This window comes from Leifsonia poae (genome assembly GCF_050632865.1).
Lineage (GTDB): Bacteria > Actinomycetota > Actinomycetes > Actinomycetales > Microbacteriaceae > Leifsonia > Leifsonia poae_B.
In genome coordinates this window covers 234,888-251,238 of sequence record NZ_JBODSA010000004.1, presented here as the reverse complement: position 1 = coordinate 251,238, position 16,351 = coordinate 234,888, and the positions used below count along the sequence as shown (strand labels likewise).

General features: G+C 71.0%; 13 protein-coding genes and 2 pseudogenes. 8 read left to right on the top strand and 7 right to left on the bottom strand.

What is annotated here, in order from left to right:
- Positions 1-110: 110 nt before the first annotated feature.
- Complete coding sequence (locus tag ACRAWB_RS18915; protein WP_431354755.1) at positions 111-1,358, bottom strand: citrate synthase; 1,248 nt, start codon at positions 1,356-1,358, stop codon at positions 111-113.
- 6 nt (positions 1,359-1,364) lie between these two features.
- Between ACRAWB_RS18915 and ACRAWB_RS18910 the strand changes: the two genes are divergently transcribed.
- Positions 1,365-2,531, top strand: a complete 1,167-nt coding sequence (locus ACRAWB_RS18910) for a citrate/2-methylcitrate synthase (protein ID WP_431354754.1) — start codon at positions 1,365-1,367, stop codon at positions 2,529-2,531.
- A 10-nt stretch (positions 2,532-2,541) separates the two neighbouring features.
- Here ACRAWB_RS18910 and ACRAWB_RS18905 read toward each other — a convergent pair whose 3' ends face one another.
- Positions 2,542-4,092: a bifunctional phosphatase PAP2/diacylglycerol kinase family protein gene (locus tag ACRAWB_RS18905; RefSeq protein WP_431354753.1), complete on the bottom strand. Its 1,551-nt coding sequence runs from the start codon at positions 4,090-4,092 to the stop codon at positions 2,542-2,544.
- Positions 4,093-4,151: 59 nt separating this feature from the next.
- On the opposite strand from ACRAWB_RS18905, the gene ACRAWB_RS18900 reads away from it, so the two are divergent.
- Positions 4,152-4,595 carry a hypothetical protein gene (locus tag ACRAWB_RS18900; protein ID WP_431354752.1) on the top strand — a complete coding sequence of 148 codons (444 nt, stop codon included), beginning with the start codon at positions 4,152-4,154 and terminating at the stop codon, positions 4,593-4,595.
- 71 nt (positions 4,596-4,666) lie between these two features.
- A pseudogene (locus tag ACRAWB_RS18895) lies at positions 4,667-5,994 on the top strand (MFS transporter).
- 11 nt (positions 5,995-6,005) lie between these two features.
- On the opposite strand, the gene ACRAWB_RS18890 reads toward ACRAWB_RS18895, so the two are convergent.
- Entirely contained in the window at positions 6,006-8,426 is a 2,421-nt protein-coding gene (locus tag ACRAWB_RS18890) for an ATP-dependent DNA ligase (protein WP_431354751.1), read from the bottom strand.
- 58 nt (positions 8,427-8,484) lie between these two features.
- Entirely contained in the window at positions 8,485-8,982 is a 498-nt protein-coding gene (locus ACRAWB_RS18885; protein ID WP_431354750.1) for a DUF3060 domain-containing protein, read from the bottom strand.
- 144 nt (positions 8,983-9,126) lie between these two features.
- Here ACRAWB_RS18885 and ACRAWB_RS18880 point away from each other — a divergent pair, with 144 nt between their 5' ends.
- On the top strand, positions 9,127-10,017 hold the full coding sequence (locus ACRAWB_RS18880; RefSeq protein WP_431354749.1) for a Ku protein: 891 nt from the start codon (positions 9,127-9,129) through the stop codon (positions 10,015-10,017).
- Entirely contained in the window at positions 10,014-11,003 is a 990-nt protein-coding gene (locus ACRAWB_RS18875) for a DNA topoisomerase IB (RefSeq protein ID WP_431354748.1), read from the top strand. The genes ACRAWB_RS18880 and ACRAWB_RS18875 overlap by 4 nt, the downstream gene beginning before the upstream one ends.
- An 80-nt stretch (positions 11,004-11,083) precedes the next feature.
- Here ACRAWB_RS18875 and ACRAWB_RS18870 read toward each other — a convergent pair whose 3' ends face one another.
- Positions 11,084-12,502, bottom strand: a complete 1,419-nt coding sequence (locus ACRAWB_RS18870; RefSeq protein ID WP_431354815.1) for an MFS transporter — start codon at positions 12,500-12,502, stop codon at positions 11,084-11,086.
- 305 nt (positions 12,503-12,807) lie between these two features.
- Here ACRAWB_RS18870 and ACRAWB_RS18865 point away from each other — a divergent pair, with 305 nt between their 5' ends.
- Positions 12,808-13,056, top strand: a complete 249-nt coding sequence (locus ACRAWB_RS18865) for a sigma-70 factor domain-containing protein (protein ID WP_431354747.1) — start codon at positions 12,808-12,810, stop codon at positions 13,054-13,056.
- On the top strand, positions 13,050-13,718 hold the full coding sequence (locus ACRAWB_RS18860; RefSeq protein WP_431354746.1) for a sigma-70 family RNA polymerase sigma factor: 669 nt from the start codon (positions 13,050-13,052) through the stop codon (positions 13,716-13,718). Before ACRAWB_RS18865 ends, ACRAWB_RS18860 begins: the two co-directional genes overlap by 7 nt.
- Positions 13,719-13,802: 84 nt before the next feature.
- Here the strand turns inward: ACRAWB_RS18860 and ACRAWB_RS18855 are convergent, their stop codons facing one another.
- Complete coding sequence (locus tag ACRAWB_RS18855; protein WP_431354745.1) at positions 13,803-14,144, bottom strand: ATP-dependent DNA ligase; 342 nt, start codon at positions 14,142-14,144, stop codon at positions 13,803-13,805.
- 92 nt (positions 14,145-14,236) lie between these two features.
- On the opposite strand from ACRAWB_RS18855, the pseudogene ACRAWB_RS18850 reads away from it, so the two are divergent.
- A pseudogene (locus ACRAWB_RS18850) lies at positions 14,237-15,783 on the top strand (SDR family oxidoreductase).
- Here the strand turns inward: ACRAWB_RS18850 and ACRAWB_RS18845 are convergent.
- Complete coding sequence (locus ACRAWB_RS18845) at positions 15,704-16,306, bottom strand: MarR family winged helix-turn-helix transcriptional regulator (protein WP_431354744.1); 603 nt, start codon at positions 16,304-16,306, stop codon at positions 15,704-15,706. The pseudogene ACRAWB_RS18850 and the gene ACRAWB_RS18845 sit on opposite strands and share 80 nt — an antisense overlap.
- Between the last annotated feature and the right edge of the window lie 45 nt (positions 16,307-16,351).

Below are 16,351 nucleotides of genomic sequence, written 5' to 3'. Positions count from 1 at the left end.
CATGCGCCGCGCATGACGGCGTGTTGCGTCCCATCGATGAACGACTGGGCCCGACTCGCCGTTATGGGCGGAGGCGTAACGGCGTGTTGGGACGAGTAGGCGCGTGCGGCTCAGTCGCCGACGTAGCGGCCGACGGGGCGCAGCCGCAGCGGCGGCTGGGCGTACTCGTCGAGAGCGTGCACCAGCCAGCCGACCGTGCGCGCGGTCGCGAACAGCACTTCGCCGGCGTCGTCGCGCATGCCGCACGCGACCGTGAGCGCGCCGAGCGCGAGGTCGACGTTGGGATGCGCGCCGGTGCGGTCCCGCATCACGGCGGTCACCGCGTCCACGGCGTCAGCGACGCGGGCGTGCCGTGGATCGGCGGCGAGCCTGCCGAGCAGGATGCGCGCCCGCGGGTCGCCCTCCGGGTATAGGGGCTGCCCGAAGCCGGGGACGGGTCCATGCGCGGTGAGCACGGTGTCCGCGACCGCGCGTGCGGCCTCCTCCCCGGTGACCACCCGCGCAAGCAGGCGGTGGGCGGCGCGGCTGGCATTCCCGTGCAGCGGCGAGTCGAGAGCGCCGAGCCCGGCGACGACGACGCCGTAGGGCGTGGCGCGGGCCGAGGCGGCGGCGCGAGCGGCCAGCGTCGAGATCGCGATGTCGTGGTCGAGGAGGAGCACCAGGGCGGCGTCGAGAAGCGCGGTGTCGGACGCGATCGGCTCAGCCTCAACGAGACGGCGGTGGAGTCGGTCGGCGATGGAGTCTCCACCCGGCCCCGCACCGCGCTCCGGAAGCACCTCCACCATTCCCGCCACCAGCCGCTCGGCCGCGCTCGCGACGATGTCGGGGTCGAGCGACGCCCGCAGCGGATCCGCCGCCGCAAGCGCCGCGACGGCCACCAGCTGCCGGTCGCGGTCGCCCGCCGACGCGGGTAGGGCCGCCGACGCAGCCCGCGCAGCCTCCAGTCCGGCGCCGGGCGAGAACCGCGCCGCCGCGTCCCATCGGCCGGTCAGCGCCCAGCGTGCGACCGTCTCGAACGGTTCGGCGGCGAGCTCGGACACGGGCCGGCCCCGGTAGAACAGCTCGCCGTCCTCGATGAGCGCGAACCGCGTCTCGATCACCATGAGCGGCCGTCCCTCGGAGTGGCCGGGCGTCGCCGGCCGCCGCCGCCGGCTCGCGGCGAAGCGCTCGACGTCGAGCGGGTCGAACGTCGAGCCGTCGACGGTCCGCTGCCGCTGCAGGCGTCCGCGTGCGACGTACGCGTACAGGGTCTCCAGCTTGACGCCGAGGCGTTCGGCGGTCTGTTCGGCGGTGAGGCGGGGGAGCGCATCCATGTTGATCCGATCAACGTTGACGTTGGTGTAAATCCAGTTCACCATACCGGTATGGACAGGATGGACGACACCCTCATCGACGTCCCGCGTGGACTCACGAACGTGGTGGCGGCGCGCACCCAACTCGGCGACGTGCGCGGCCACGAGGGCTTCTACCACTACCGGCAGTACTCGGCCGTTGACCTCGCTCGCGAGCGGACGTTCGAAGAGGCCTGGTACCTGCTGCTGTTCGGCGCCCTGCCGGACGCGGCCGAGCTGGGTGCCTTCCAAGGACGGATCGCCGCCTCCCGCACCATCCCGGACGAGGTGCGAGCCCTGCTCCCGGCCATCGCGCGCCTGACCGCGGACGGTGACGCGCTCGCAGGGCTCCGGATGGCGCTCGCCGCGGTCGCCGCCGCCGACCGCGCCCGGCCGCTCTACGACGAGGGCCCCGACGAGCGGATGCGCGATGCGATCCGCACCGCGGCCGTCACCCCCGTGCTCCTGGCCTCGCTCCACGCGCTCGCCGCCGGCCGGGAACCGCTCGCTCCCCGCGACGGCCTCGGCCACGTCGCGGGTTACCTGTACCTCGTCACCGGTCGCGTCCCGACGCAGCAGGAGGAACGCGCCCTGAGCGCGTACATGACCGCGGCGATCGACCACGGCTTCAACGCGTCCACGTTCACCGCGCGGGTCATCGCGTCGACGGGAGCGGATCTCGCCTCCGCCGTCGGCGGGGCCCTCGGCGCCCTCTCCGGTCCGCTGCACGGCGGCGCGCCGAGCCGTGCGCTCGACACGCTCGACGAGATCGGCACGCCCGACCGCACGGACGAGTGGGTGCACCGCACGCTCGCTGAGGGCGGCCGGGTCATGGGTTTCGGGCACGCGGTCTACCGCACCGAGGATCCGCGCTCCCGGATGCTGCGCGAGTTCGCCCAGGGCTTCGGCGGCCCGCGGGTCGACTTCGCCGTGCAGGTGGAGCGTCGCGTCCAGGAACTGCTCGCCGAGCTGAAGCCGGGACGCGAGCTGCACACGAACGTGGAGTTCTACGCGGGCGTGGTCATGGAGCTCTGCGGAATCCCGCGCGAGATGTTCACGCCGACGTTCGCCGCGGCGCGCGTGGTCGGCTGGACCGCGCACATCCTGGAGCAGGCCGCCGACGGGAAGATCCTGCGGCCCTCGTCGCGGTACGTGGGGCCTGCAGCGCCCGCGCCGCTGCCGGCGCGGGTGCCCGCCTGAGCGAGCCGGCTCACTCCCTCGGCGAATAGACGCGCAGGCCCCTCGGCACGACGCGCAGACGCAGGCGCTTCGGGTCGCCAGGTGTGCTGGTCGACGCCTCGCCGTCGTGGGCGTAGCCGGGGTCGTCGCCGTCTGCCGCGATCTCGATCGCCTCGACGGTCCTGGCCTCGAGGGCAGGAGGGCCCTGCAGCATGGGCAGGCGGGCGGCCAGCGCATCCGTGCGGCCGCCGAACGCCAGGGCGACGGCGCCGCGCGTCCGGGGCTTCCCGTTCGCGAACAGGATGCGCACGTCGAGCAGGTGGTCGTCCAGCCGGCGGCGCTCGATCGGCGCGACCGACGGCGGGTAGTACCGGTCGACGCCGACGAACACGGACCACACCCGGCGGCTCCGTCCGTCGATCTCCACCTTCAGGGGCTCGCTGCGGCGCACCGTCCGGATCGCCGCGATCAGGGCGGCGATCGGCTTGCCGAGAACCTTCTCGTGGCGCTCCCGCTCCTCCACGAACGCCGGATAGAGGCCGACGGATGCGGTGTTGAGGACCGTGCGTGTGGATCCGTCGCCGAACTCCAGCTCGGCGACGTCGACCTCGCGGCCGCAGCCGTCGGCCAGCGCCGCGAGCGCCTGGTCCACGGAGTCGACGAGAACCGCGCGCGCGAAGTGATTGAAGGTGCCGCCCGGGAGGACGAGGAGCGGGAGGTCAGCGGAGCGAGCGGCGTCGGCCACGGTCGCGACCGTCCCGTCGCCGCCCCAGACGCCGAGGGCGCGCGGCGCGTCGGCGGCGGCGAGCCGGTCGGCGATCACCTGCGACACGTCCTCGTGCTCGGAGAGCTCGTGCACCTCCGCCTCCGGCAGAGCCGAGTGCAGCAGCGGGCCAGGCGCAGGACGGCCGAGTCCCCGACCGGAACCGGGGTTCACGACAATGAACACGCCCGCGCCGGTCGACGTAGCGGGCAGCTCCACCGTCTCGGCGGTCGGCGGGTCCCGACGGTCGACGACCGGGCGGGCCAGCCCGGCGGCCGCCTTGACGGCGAGGGCGGCGCCGACGCCGATCGCCGCACCGCCCGCGACATCCGAGAACCAGTGCGCGCCGGTGTGCAGCCGCGAGTAGCCGACCCCCGCGGCGACAGGGGCGAGGACCGCACCGGCGGCGGGCCACTCGAGCCCGGCGCCGGTAGCGAAGGCCGCGGCGCTCGCCGTGTGGCCGGACGGGAACGACGGTGACGTGGGGGAGCGGTCCAAGCGGCGCGCGATCGGGATGGAGGTGAGCGCCGGGCGGTCGCCGCCGACCAGCCGCTTTCCCACGATGTTGGCGACCAGGCTCGCCAGGCCCAGCGAGGTGAGTCCCCGTACGGCCGCACGGGGACGGCCGAGCGCCACCAGGACGAACGCGGCGACGAACCACAGCTTGCCGTGGTTGGCGAACCGGGTGAGCGCGCGCCAGAAGCCGTCGACAGCGGGACCCGTGGTGCGCGCGTTGATCCGGCGCGCAACGGCCTCGTCCACCCTCTCGGCGCGGTCGGGGAACGGCAGGCGGGCGTGGCGGCGGCGAGAAGTGGCCATACCCGCAATCTACGCCGGCCGTGCTCCGCGCCGGGACGGCGGGCGGTAGGATCGACGACGTGAGCACGCACGTCATCTCCCAGCCCAACGAGCACGCGCGCGAGGTCGTCGACTCCGACGAGCGCGGCACGCTCGTCCGCAGCCTGAGCACGGTCCTCCCGAGCGCGCTCGGCAACCTCCTGGCCACGGTCGTGGTGCTGGTGTCGCTGGTGATCGGCGTCATCAGCCTGGTGTACACGTGGACCGGTAACGCGGACGACTTCCTCCCGCTCTTCCAGGTGACCGTCGCGGCGACCATCGTCTCGCTCAACGCGCTGTACGCCCGCCGCACGTTCAGCTACGTGATCACGCTCATCGGCGCCATCCTCTGGCTCTGGGTCTCGGTCACCCCCTTCGCCCCGTTCTTCCAGGTGCTGCTCCAGGCGATCACCGTCACGATCATGCTGTGGGGCGTGGTGGTGTCCACCGCCGCGGTCCGCCTCAGCAAGCAGCCGCGGTTCTGAGCGGGGAGCCGGCCGGCCGCACCGCCGATCCCGCCGCGCAGACCGACCCCACGGCGCCGCTCGACGCCGGCGTGCCCGCGGGCGAAACCGCGCAGCAGCATCCACGGCGCCGGCATTTCGTCGACCTCTCGCCGCTGCGCGAATCGCCGGCGTTCGCGCGCCTCTGGCTGGGCGGCGCGATCTCGGGCATCGGCACGCAGATGACCGTGGTCGCGGTCGGCCTCCACATCTTCGACCTGACCCACTCGACGCTCGCGGTCTCGCTGGTGGCGCTGTTCGCCCTCGTGCCGATGATCGTCTTCGGGCTGTACGGCGGCGTCCTCGCCGACGCGTTCGACCGCCGGAAGGTCGCGCTGGTGACGGCGATCGTCGCCTGGATGTCGACGGCAGCGCTCGCGCTGCTCGCCTGGACCGGTGTCCCGGTGGTCTGGCCGCTCTACATCCTCACGACGATCAACGCGGTTGCCGGCGTGATGATCGGCGCGACGCGCCAGGCCATCACGCCGCGCCTGCTGCCCGTCAGGCTGCTCCCGGCGGCCAGCGCGCTCGGCGGCATCAGCATGGGCGTCATGGTCACGGTCGGCCCTGCGCTCGCGGGCCTGCTGGTCGCGACCGTCGGCATCCCGTGGACGTACACCGTGGATGCGGTGCTCTTCACCGCGGCGTTCCTCGGCATCTTCACGCTGCCCGCGATCGTGCCGGAGGGGAGCGGACCGGTGCCGGACTCGCCTCCGTGCTCGAGGGGCTGCGGTTCCTGCGCACCGCGCCGAACCTCAGCATGACCTTCGTGCTCGACGTCATCGCGATGACCTTCGGCCAGCCCCGCGCGCTCTTCCCGGCCGTCGGCGCGCTGCTCATCGGCGGCGGACCCATCAGCGTGGGCATCCTCACCGCGGCGGGCGCGGTCGGCACGCTCGCGTCGAGCGTCTTCTCCGGACGGCTCGGGAGCGTCCGCTGGCAGGGCCGCGCGGTGGAGCGGGCGATCATCGTCTACGGCGCGAGCATCCTCGGGTTCGGTATCGTGCTCGCTGTCGTCGCCCTTACCGGGACGGCCGAAGGCGGTGCCTCGCTCGCTCAGGCCAACCTGCCCGCGCTGCTGATCGCGACCCTGCTGCTCGCCGCATCCGGCGCGGCCGACAACGTGAGCTCCATCTTCCGCATGACGATCCTGCAGGCCTCGGCGCCGGATGTGATGCGCGGGCGCCTGCAGGGCGTCTTCACCGTGGTGGTCACCGGCGGTCCGCGGCTCGGCGACCTCTACGTCGGTCTGCTGGCGCTGACCGGCGCGCTCTGGTTCCCGCCGCTCCTCGGCGGCCTGCTGATCGTGGTGCTCGTCGCGACGATCGTGCGCATCCAGGGCTCGTTCCGCCGGTACGACGCGCTCGCGCCGACACCGTAGGCCGAGCGGCGTCAGGATTCGCGGACGACCTGGTCCGGCCGCTTGTCGGGGCGCAGGCCGCGCCAGGACGGCTGCCGCAGCCTGCCGGGGCCCGTCCACTCGGCGAACTCGACCTCGCCGACGAGGTCCGGCCGCACCCAGTGCGCGCCGCGCGCGTCCGCTGAGGGCACGCCCTCCATCGTCCGGGTCTTCCGCTCCAGCTTGCCGAGCTTCGCGCTGAGGTCGTCGAGCGCACGGTCGCTGAACCCGGTGCCGACCTTGCCGACGTACTGCAGGCCGTCCCCGTCCGGGATGCCGAGGAGGAGGGCGCCGATGGTGTTCGCGCGGCGTCCGTTGCCGGGCGTCCACCCGGCGATGACGACCTCCTGGGTGAGGTGGTGCTTGATCTTGATCCAGGACCGCGATCGCCGGCCGGTGGCGTAGGTGCTGTCCCGTCGCTTCGCCATCACGCCTTCGAGCCCGAGCTCCTTGCTGGACGCGACCGCGTGCGCCAGGTCGCCGTCGAACGCGGGCGGCACCTGGACCACATCGCCGCGGCCGGGCCGCAGCACCTCCGACAGCAGCGATCGCCGCTCGTCGTACGGGTCCCGCGTGTGCTTCGTGCCGTCGACCTCGAGCACGTCGAACACCATGTAGTGCGCCGGTGCGCGCTTCAGCGCGGACTGCACGTCCGCCGGCCGCGTCAGCCCCATCCGCGTCTGCAGCAGCCCGAAGTCGGGCCGGCCCTGGGCGTTGAGCGTCACGATCTCGCCGTCGAGCACGAGGTCGTGGTCGCCGGCGAGGTCGACCAGGCCGGCGAGGTCGGGATAGGTGACGGTCACGTCATTGCCGTTGCGCGTCGTCAGGCGCAGCCTCCCGTCGCGTACCTCCGCGACCGCGCGGATGCCGTCCCACTTCATCTCGAACGCCCACTCGTCCTCGTCCGAGATGTCCGCCGCCGAACCGAGGGTGGCGAGCATGGGGGAGACCGGTGTGTCGGTGATCGGCGGCCCGGGCTCGCGCGGCGTGCGGGGCGCCGCCAACTCCTCCTCGCCGTCCACCTTCATCCGGTGGATCAGCCAGTTCTTCTCGTCGCCGCCTTGCTTGGTGCGGATGAGCGCGAACTTCTGCGGCACCCCGCCGAGGCCTCCATCCGGCTGGCCGTGCAGCGTGGCGATCACCTCGTCGTCGCGCCACTTCTCGAGCTCGTAGTCGCCGTGGTCCCAGATGTCGACGTGCCCGGCGCCGTACTCGCCGTGGGGGATGTCGCCGGCGAAGCCGCCGTACTCCAGCGGGTGGTCCTCGGTGTGCACGGCGAGGTGGTTCTGCTTCGGGTCGGTCGGCGTGCCCTTCGGCAGCGCCCAGCTGACCAGCACACCGTCGTTCTCCAAGCGGAAGTCCCAGTGCAGCCGGCGCGCATGGTGCTCCTGGATGACGAACGAGCGTCCCTCGCGCGCCTCCGGCCGGTTTTCGGGCACCGGTTCCGGCGTCTTCGCGGCGTCGCGCATCGAGCGGTACGTGGACAGCCGGTCGGGCTCGGTCGCCCGCGCGCCGGAGTGTGCGGCGTCGAGATCCGCCAGCAGGTCGCCGCGGCGCTTCACCCGCTGCATCACTTCCTGGTAGTCGAGGTGACGTAGATCTTTGGAGGCGAGCTCCCGCCACGTCCGCGGCGCCGCCACTGTCGGCTCGAAGCGGCCGCGGAGCGAGTACGGCGCGATGGTCGTCTTCGACCCGTTGTTCTGGCTCCAGTCGACCAGCACCTTGCCCGCGCGCAGCGACTTCTTCATGTCGCTGACCACGAGGTCCGGATGGTCGGACTCGAGCACCCGGGCCAGCTCGTGCGCGACGGCGGAGACCTGGTCGCTGGTCTGCGACCCGTCGAGCGCGGCGTACAGGTGGATGCCCTTCGAACCGGAGGTCACGGGGAACGGCTCCAGCCCCATGTCGGTGAGGATGACGCGCGCCAGCCGGGCGACCTCCGCGCAGTCGGCGAGGGTGACGCCCTCTCCGGGGTCGAGGTCGAGCACCAGCCGGTCGGGGTTGGTGCGCTCGCCGTCCCGATCCACCCGCCACTGCGGCACGTGGATCTCGAGCGACGCGATCTGCGCGAGCCAGATCAGGGTGGCCCGGTCGTTGACGAGCGGATACGTCTTAGGCCCGGAGGAGTGCTGGATGGTCGCCTCGCGCACCCAGTCGGGCGTCGAGCGGTCGTCGAGGTCCTTCTGGAAGAAGACCTGGCCCGGGTCGTCGGGGGTCCCGACGCCGTGCACCCACCGCTTGCGCGTGGCGATGCGGTCCCGGACGTGCGGGATCATCGCATCGGCGACCGCGCTGTAGTACCCGAAGATGTCCGCCTTGGTGGTGCCGGTGGCGGGGTACATCACCTTGTCGAGGTTGGTCAGCTTGAGGCGGTGGCCGTCGATGTCGACGACCTCGGTGTCCGGCGCGGCCATAGCCACACCGTACGCCCGGCGCCCCTCCGTCGAGAGGAAGGACGCCGGACTCGGTCTGCTACTTCTTCGTCACGTCGTTGTTCGCGCCCAGGAGTTCCGGCTCGCTGTCGGACGAGACGTAGGTGATCTTGTTGCCGGCACCCGTGACCTTGAGCGCGTCGAGCGCTCCGGCCGTGATGGTGTTGTCGGCACCGAGGACGCTGAGCTCCTTCGCGTCCTTCAGCACGACCTTCTGGCTGGCGCCGGTAGCCGAGACGTCGCCGCAGGTGCCGCTGACGGTGATCGCGCCATCGGTGCCGACCAGGGTGAGCTGTTCGGCTCCCGAGCAGGCGACGGTGGCCGTGGACTTGTTCACCCCGACGGAGATGGCCTTGCCGGTGCCGGTGATCGCGTGGCCGTCGTCGTACGTCGTCTTCTTGCCGTCGATCTCGACGACGACCTTGCCCTCCGGGACGGCCTTGTCGTCGACCTGAACCGAACAGGCGGACAGGGAGGCGGTCGCCGCGACGGCGACGAGGGCGGCGGCAAGGCCGGTGCGGATGATGCTGGTGCGCATGCTGTGGTCTTTCTGGTGAGGTGCTGATGCGGGGCAGGACGCCCCCACCTGTGAAGACGCAGCGCGCGTGCAATAGTGACGTGACCGGGCAGAATCCCGCGCAAGAGGCTTGAGTACCGCCCGGTTTCTGGTCAACATGGGCACATGAGGGCCATTTGGACGGGCGCCATCACCTTCGGACTCGTGAATGTCCCGGTGAAGGTGTACAGCGCAACCGAGGATCACGACGTCCCGCTGCACCAGGTGCACGACGAGGACGGCGGCCGGATCCGCTACCAGCGACGCTGCGAGATCGACGGCAAGGTCATCCCGTACGAGCACATCGCGAAGGCGTACGACGACGGCGAGCGGACCGTCATCCTCACCCCGGAGGACATCGCCTCCCTGCCCTCGGAGCGCAGCCGCGAGATCGACGTGGTCGAGTTCGTGCCGAACGACCAGCTCGACCCGCTCATGTTCGACCGCAGCTACTACCTGGAGCCCGACTCCAAGTCGCTCAAGGCGTACGCGCTGCTGCGCAAGACGCTCGAGGACGAGGAGCGGACCGCGATCGTGGAGTTCGCCCTCCGCCAGAAGACCCGCCTCGCCGCCCTGCGGGTGCGCGGCAACGTGCTCGTGCTGCAGACCCTGCTCTGGCACGACGAGATCCGCGAGGCGGACTTCCCGGCGCTCGACCAGACGCCGCGGATCTCCGACCGCGAGCTGCAGTTGTCCAGCGCCCTGATGGAGAGCTTCGCCGGCGACTTCGAGCCGGAGAAGTTCAGCGATGAGTACCAGGTGGAGCTGCGCAAGCTCATCGACGCCAAGCTCGAGGAGGGTGACAGCGTCGACACCGCCGCGACCTTCGGCGAGGAGGAGACCGAGAAGAAGGGCGGCGGCGAGGTCATCGACCTGATGGAGGCGCTGCAGCGCAGCGTCGAGCGCAGCCGGTCGACCAAGACGTCCACGTCCGCGTCCGGCACCAAGAAGGCACCCGCCAAGAAGGCTCCCGCGAAGAAGGCCCCCGCCAAGAAGTCTGCGAAGAAGCCCGCGTGACGCGGCTGAAGCGCAGCAACCCGTCCGGCCCCGGCTACCACCGCAGGATGACCGACAAGGGACCGGTCTACGAGGACGAGGCGGGCAACCGCATCGTCGACGAGCACGAGCTGGAGCGCATCCGATCCCTCGTGCTCCCGCCCGCGTGGGAGGACGTGTGGATCTCGCCCGACGCGCGCGGCCACATCCAGGCCGTCGGCACGGACCAGGCCGGGCGCCGCCAGTACCGGTATCACGACTCGTGGCGCCTCCACCAGGACCGCCTGAAGTTCGAGCGGGCCGCCCAGCTCGCAGAGACGCTGCCGTCGGCGCGCCGCAAGGTGACCATGGACCTGCGGGAGGAGGGCTTCGGCCGGGACCGCATCCTGGCCGCCGCGTTCCGGATCATCGATCTGGGCAGCGTCCGGATCGGCAGCGAGGAGTACTTGCACGCCAACGGCAGCCGCGGCCTCACGACGCTGCTGTGCCGGCACGCCGACATCGACGGCGACGACATCACGCTCACCTTCCCGGCGAAGTCGGCGCAGAAGTGGACGAGCACGATCACCGACGAGGACCTGGCGGATCTGCTGCGCCAGATCCAGGCGCTCCGCGGCCAGCGGTCGCGCCTGCTGTCGTGGAAGGACGGCACCTGGCACACCATCCGCCCGGCGTCCCTCAACGAGTACATCCGGCGGCAGACGCGCGGCGAGTTCACCGCGAAGGACTTCCGGACGCTGAAGGGCACGATCGTCGCGGCGGCGGCGCTCGCCGACCTCGGGCTGGCCGGCTCCGATGCGCAGCGCAAGAAGCGGATCAGCGCGGCGGTCAACGAGGCCGCGGCGGCCCTCGGCAATACACCCGCGATCGCCCGCAACAGCTACATCGACCCGCGCATCTTCGACCGCTACCGCAACGGCGAGGTCATCGACACCTCCCGCGTCCCCGAGGCCGCCCTCCTCGACCTCCTCGACGCGGGGCCCCGCGACGTCGAGCGCGCGAGCTGACCGGAGCCGCCCCAGCCGCCGAGCACAGGAAAAACGTCGCGGATCCGAGCGACCCGCGACGTTCTTCCTGTGCTGGCGGGCTAGCGCGCCGGACTCTGCGCCTTGGTCGACGCGGACAGCGGGGCGGCGATGTCCTCCAGGGACTTGCCCTCCGCGTCCACGCCGAGGAACAGCTCCACGAGTCCTGCCGCGATCATGAGGCCGGCGCCGATGTAGTAGCCGATGACCACCGAGTGGATGCCGCCCTCGATCAGGTTTCCGAAGAGGATCGGGCCGATGATGCCGCCGATGCCGGTGCCGACCGCGTAGAAGAACGCGATCGCCATGGCCCGCGTCTCCATCGGGAAGATCTCGCTCACCGTCAGGTAGGCGGCGCTCGCGCCGGCCGAGGCGAAGAAGAAGACGACCATCCAGCACGCCGTCAGCCAGAACGCGTCGAGCGCTCCCATGTCGAACAGGATGGCCGTGCCGACCAGCAGCACGCCGCTGCCGACGTACGACAGCGTGATCATGAAGCGGCGGCCGACGGTGTCGAACAGGTGCCCGAGGAGGAACGGGCCGAGGAAGTTGCCGATCGCGATCGGGACCAGCGCCCACGGCGCCACGTCGTCCGGCACGTGCAGGAGCTTGGTCAGCACCAGCGAGTATGTGAAGAACACCGCGTTGTACAGGAACGCCTGGCCGATGAACAGCGACAGCCCCAGCACGAACCGCTTCGGGTACTGGAACAGCGCGACCCGGAAGATCTCCCCGAAGCCGGTGGAGCGGCGCTGGTGGATCTCGATCGCCTTGTCGTCCGGCACGGCGTCGAGGGACTTACCGGTCTCCTTCTCGACCCCCTCCTCGATCTCGGCGACCTCCTTCTCGGCCGCCTCGTCGCGGCCGTGGATGAACATCCACCGCGGCGACTCCGGCACGTTGCGGCGCACCAGCAGGATGACGAGACCGAGCACCGCCCCGAGGCCGAACGCGATGCGCCAGCCGATGTTCGGCGGGAAGATCGCGGTGTTGAGCAGGAACACGGTGAGGATGGCGCCGAACGCCGTCCCGAGCCAGTACGACCCGTTGATGGCGAGGTCGACCAGGCCGCGGCGGCGAGCCGGGATGAGCTCGTCGATCGCGGAGTTGATGGCCGCGTACTCGCCGCCGATGCCCGCGCCGGTGAAGAACCGGAACACGAAGAACATCCACGGGGTGAACGAGAAGGCGGTGAGCACCGTCGCCACCAGGTAGAGCCCGAGCGTGAGGATGAACAGCTTCTTCCGGCCGAACCTGTCGGTGAGGTAGCCGAACACCAGCGACCCCGTACAGGCGCCGGCGACGTAGATCGCGGCGGCGAGACCGACCTGAGCGGTGGTGAGACCGAGGCCGCTGTCCGGCTCGGTCAGCCGGCTTCCGATGGCGCCGACGATGGTGACCTCGAGACCGTCCAGGATCCAGACCGTGCCGAGGCCGACGACGACCAGCCAGTGGAACTTCGACCAGGGCAGCCGGTCCATGCGGGCCGGGATGGTGGTGCGGATCGTCTTCAGCGACGCCGCCTTGCTCTCCGTGTGTGCACTCACCCGAGCGACAGTAGAAGGCCTGTGGATCAGCCTCCAGAGCCTTGACTTTTGGTGCGGTTTGCGCTCAGAACGCAGCTAGCGTACGCAAAGCGCAACTGTCAACCCCTTGTTGGTGCAAGGGGGCGATTGCTTATCGTTGCTAACAACCGAAGGACTCCACAAGAGCACCCGAGGCACACCCGAACTGAGAGCAGCAACGATGACTGCCCGTGAGTACATGGGCTGAATGGGATGACACGATGACCACGCTCGAAGTGACCAGCGACCCGGTACGCGACTACCTGAACTCGATCGGCCGCACCCGCCTTCTGACGGCGGACGAAGAAGTCGCCCTGGCGAAGCGGATCGAGGTCGGCGTGCTCGCCGGTGAGCGCCTGGCGATCCGGCCGAACCTGACCCCCGCGAGAAGCGCGAACTCCAGTACCTCGCTGATGACGGCAAGCGTGCTTTCGAGCGCTTCATCGAGGCGAACCTCCGCCTGGTGGTGAGCATCGCCAAGCGCTACGCCGGCCGCGGCCTCCCCGTCATGGACCTCATCCAGGAGGGGAATCTCGGCCTGGTGCGCGCCGTCGAGAAGTTCGACTACCGCACCGGCAACAAGTTCTCGACCTACGCGACCTGGTGGATCCGCCAGTCGATCCTCCGCGGCATCGCCGACACCGCCCGTCTGATCCGCATCCCGGTCCACACGGTGGAGAAGATCGACAAGCTCGACCGCATTCGTCGCGACCTCGGCGGCGAGCTGGGCCGCACGCCCACCCTCGAGGAGATGGCCGAGGCGTCGAACCTCGACCCGGCCGAGGTGCACAAGCTGCAGATGAGCGATTCGGAGACTGTCTCCCTGGCGGTGCCGGTCGGTGAGAACGAGGGCGCCGAGCTGGGCGACCTCATCGAGGACGACGACTTCCCGACCCCGCCGGAGGCCGTGGAGGTGGAGTTCCGCCACCGCGACCTGGAGGAGCGCCTGCGCGAGCTGCCGCCGCGCGACGCCAAGGTCGTCCGGATGCGCTTCGGCCTCGACGGCCAGAAGCCGATGACGCTCGACGAGGTCGGCGAGGTCTACGGCATCACCCGCGAGCGCGTCCGCCAGCTGGAGACCCGGAGCCTCAAGCGCCTGCGCTGCCCGGAACTCCTCGAATACCTTCGCTAGCAGCCCGCGAGCACAGGAAAAACGTCGCCATCCGCATGGATCGGCGACGTTTTTCGTGTGCTCGGCGGCGCTGCGCCGAACCAACTACTTGCCGGGAGGGGAGTCGGCGTCGACCTCGTCGGCGCCCAGCGCTCCGATCTCCTCGGTCAGCTGGAGGCCCTGGGCGCTGTTCGAGGACATCGTCAGCTGCTCCAGCCAGGCCTTGTTGATGCGCGGGGGACGGCCGCCGCTGTAGCGGAACAGCAGGGGGATGGCCGGGTCGACCCAGATCGCGCTGCGGCCGTCGCCGACGCCCTGCTCGTCGCGCCAGGAGAAGAAGAACCCCTCCTTGCGCCGGAGCTTCAGCCCGATCACGATCTGCAGGTGCGCCAGGACCCGGTCCTCGAAACCGATCTCGGTGGTCCCGCCGTAGATGAGCTTGCCCATGCCAAAAACTACAGGACGTGACCGCCGCTCCCGCCTCGGCATTCGCTGGGCGAACAGTCACCGTGTCGCACCCGCGGCGTAGTGTCTGCCGCATGACCCCGTCGCGCGTCCTCGTCACCGGAGCCACCGGCTACATCGGCGGCCGTCTCGTGCCCCGGCTGCTGGCCCGCGGGCACACCGTCCGGGTGCTCGCGCGCTCGCCGCAGAAGCTCACCGACGTGCCGTGGGCGTCCGAGGTCGAGGTCGTCGAGGGCGACCTGCACGACCGGGAGGCCGTGGAGCGGGCGATGGCCGACGTCGACGTCGTCTACTACCTCGTCCATTCGATGCGGGCCCGCGGCGACTTCGAGGAGGAGGAGTCGGATGCGGCGCGCACCGTCGCGACCGCGGCGAAGGCGGACGGGGTCCGGCGCATCGTCTACCTCGGCGCCCTGCACCCTGACGGTGAGCTGTCACGGCACCTGCGGTCCCGCGTAGCGGTGGGCCGCATCCTGCTCGACTCCGGCGTGCCGACCGTCGTGCTGCAGGCGGGCGTCGTGATCGGCTCGGGCTCGGCGTCGTTCGAGATGATCCGCCATCTCACCGAGGTGCTGCCGTACATGCCGGCGCCGCGCTGGGTGCGCAACCGCATCCAGCCGATCGCGATCCGGGATGTGCTGCACTATCTGCTCGCGGCCGCGGATCTGCCGCCGGAGGTGTCGCGCGCGTTCGACATCGGCGGCCCGGACATCCTCCGTTATGGGCAGATGATGAACGCGTACGCCGTCGAGGCGGGGCTGCCGCAGCGTCCGATCGCCTCGCTGCCCGTCTTCACGCCGTGGCTGGCGTCGCAGTGGGTGAACCTGGTCACCCCGATCCCGCGCAGCCTGGCGGTGCCGATCATCGAATCCCTCCAGTACGACTGCGTCATGCGCGATCACGACATCGACGCCGTGATCCCGCCCCCGCCGGAGGGGCTGACCGGCTACCGGCGGTCGGTGCGGCTGGCGCTGGCGCGCGAGCGGTCGGGGGAGGTCGAGACGAGCTGGCAGGACGCGTCCGTCGCCGGCGCCCCGAGCGACCCGCTGCCGAGCGACCCCGACTGGTCCGGCCACACGGTCTACACCGATCTGCGCGAGCGGGAGTCGACGGCCGACCCGAAGCTGCTGTGGCGCGTGGTCGAGGGCATCGGCGGGGAGCGGGGCTGGTACTCGTTCCCGCTGGCCTGGGCGCTGCGCGGCTGGGCGGACAAGCTCGTCGGCGGCGTCGGGCTGCGCCGGGGTCGTCGGGATGCGGACCACCTCAACACCGGCGACGCGCTCGACTGGTGGCGCGTGGAGCGCATCGAGCGGGGAGGAGCCTGCGGCTCCGCGCCGAGATGCGCGTCCCGGGCCGGGCCTGGCTGGAGCTCGGCGTGCGCCCGCGGGAGGGCGGAGGCTCGGAGTACCGGCAGCGCGCCGTGTTCTTCCCGCGTGGGCTGGCCGGGCGGCTGTACTGGTTCGCCATCCTGCCGTTCCACGGGATCGTGTTCAACGGGATGGCGAACCGCATCGTCTACGAGGCGGAGCACCCGAAGGCGGCTACGAGCCTGACGCGTCCGTCTCCGGAGCCGGTCGCCCCTTCGGCGGCGAGCCCACGGCTGCGAGCGTCGTCGCGCTGAGGTCCTGAAGGAAGCGGATGACGGTGTCCCGGTCGCTCGGGCTGAGCGACCGCGCGACCTCGAACCGCCGGGCGTGCTGCAGCCCCATCGTGCGGCGCACCTCCGCGTGCGTCTCCGGCGTGATCTCCACCACGACCGCACGCCGGTCGGTGGGATGCGGACGGCGCACGACGTGTCCCGCGCGCTCCAGCCGGTCGAGCAGCTTGGTGGTGGACGCCGTGGAGATGCGGAGGTGGTCGGACAGCGCGCCCGCGGTGACGGGAACGGCCGCGTTCGCCGACGCGATGATGTACCGCAGCGCGCGCATGTCCGTCTCGTTGAGCTTCATGTGCGTGCGGGACTCGAGGCTGAGCCGTTGGTCGGCCTCCCGCCACTCCCGCATCGCCCCGAGCAGCCGGACGATCTGGCCCAGCTCCTCCTCGCTGAGGTCGTCGTGACGGACGAGCTCCTGGCGCGGATCGATCACCCGGGGGTCGGTGAGCGATGCGGAGATGCGCCGCTGCTCGTCCCGGGCCGATGTCATGACCGACATCCTATTCCTCTTCGTAAGAAGCGTGCTAGGTTATTT

What these genes read in the sequence shown, in the direction of transcription:
- ACRAWB_RS18855 (WP_431354745.1), bottom strand. Translation starts at nt 14,144, where the DNA reads ATGGGCAAGCTCATCTACGGCGGGACCACCGAGATCGGTTTCGAGGAC.
- ACRAWB_RS18880 (WP_431354749.1), top strand. Translation starts at nt 9,127, where the DNA reads ATGAGGGCCATTTGGACGGGCGCCATCACCTTCGGACTCGTGAATGTC.
- ACRAWB_RS18885 (WP_431354750.1), bottom strand. Translation starts at nt 8,982, where the DNA reads ATGCGCACCAGCATCATCCGCACCGGCCTTGCCGCCGCCCTCGTCGCC.
- ACRAWB_RS18915 (WP_431354755.1), bottom strand. Translation starts at nt 1,358, where the DNA reads ATGGTGAACTGGATTTACACCAACGTCAACGTTGATCGGATCAACATG.
- ACRAWB_RS18905 (WP_431354753.1), bottom strand. Translation starts at nt 4,092, where the DNA reads ATGGCCACTTCTCGCCGCCGCCACGCCCGCCTGCCGTTCCCCGACCGC.
- ACRAWB_RS18865 (WP_431354747.1), top strand. Translation starts at nt 12,808, where the DNA reads ATGACCACGCTCGAAGTGACCAGCGACCCGGTACGCGACTACCTGAAC.
- ACRAWB_RS18870 (WP_431354815.1), bottom strand. Translation starts at nt 12,502, where the DNA reads ATGGACCGGCTGCCCTGGTCGAAGTTCCACTGGCTGGTCGTCGTCGGC.
- ACRAWB_RS18890 (WP_431354751.1), bottom strand. Translation starts at nt 8,426, where the DNA reads ATGGCCGCGCCGGACACCGAGGTCGTCGACATCGACGGCCACCGCCTC.
- ACRAWB_RS18910 (WP_431354754.1), top strand. Translation starts at nt 1,365, where the DNA reads ATGGACAGGATGGACGACACCCTCATCGACGTCCCGCGTGGACTCACG.
- ACRAWB_RS18845 (WP_431354744.1), bottom strand. Translation starts at nt 16,306, where the DNA reads ATGACATCGGCCCGGGACGAGCAGCGGCGCATCTCCGCATCGCTCACC.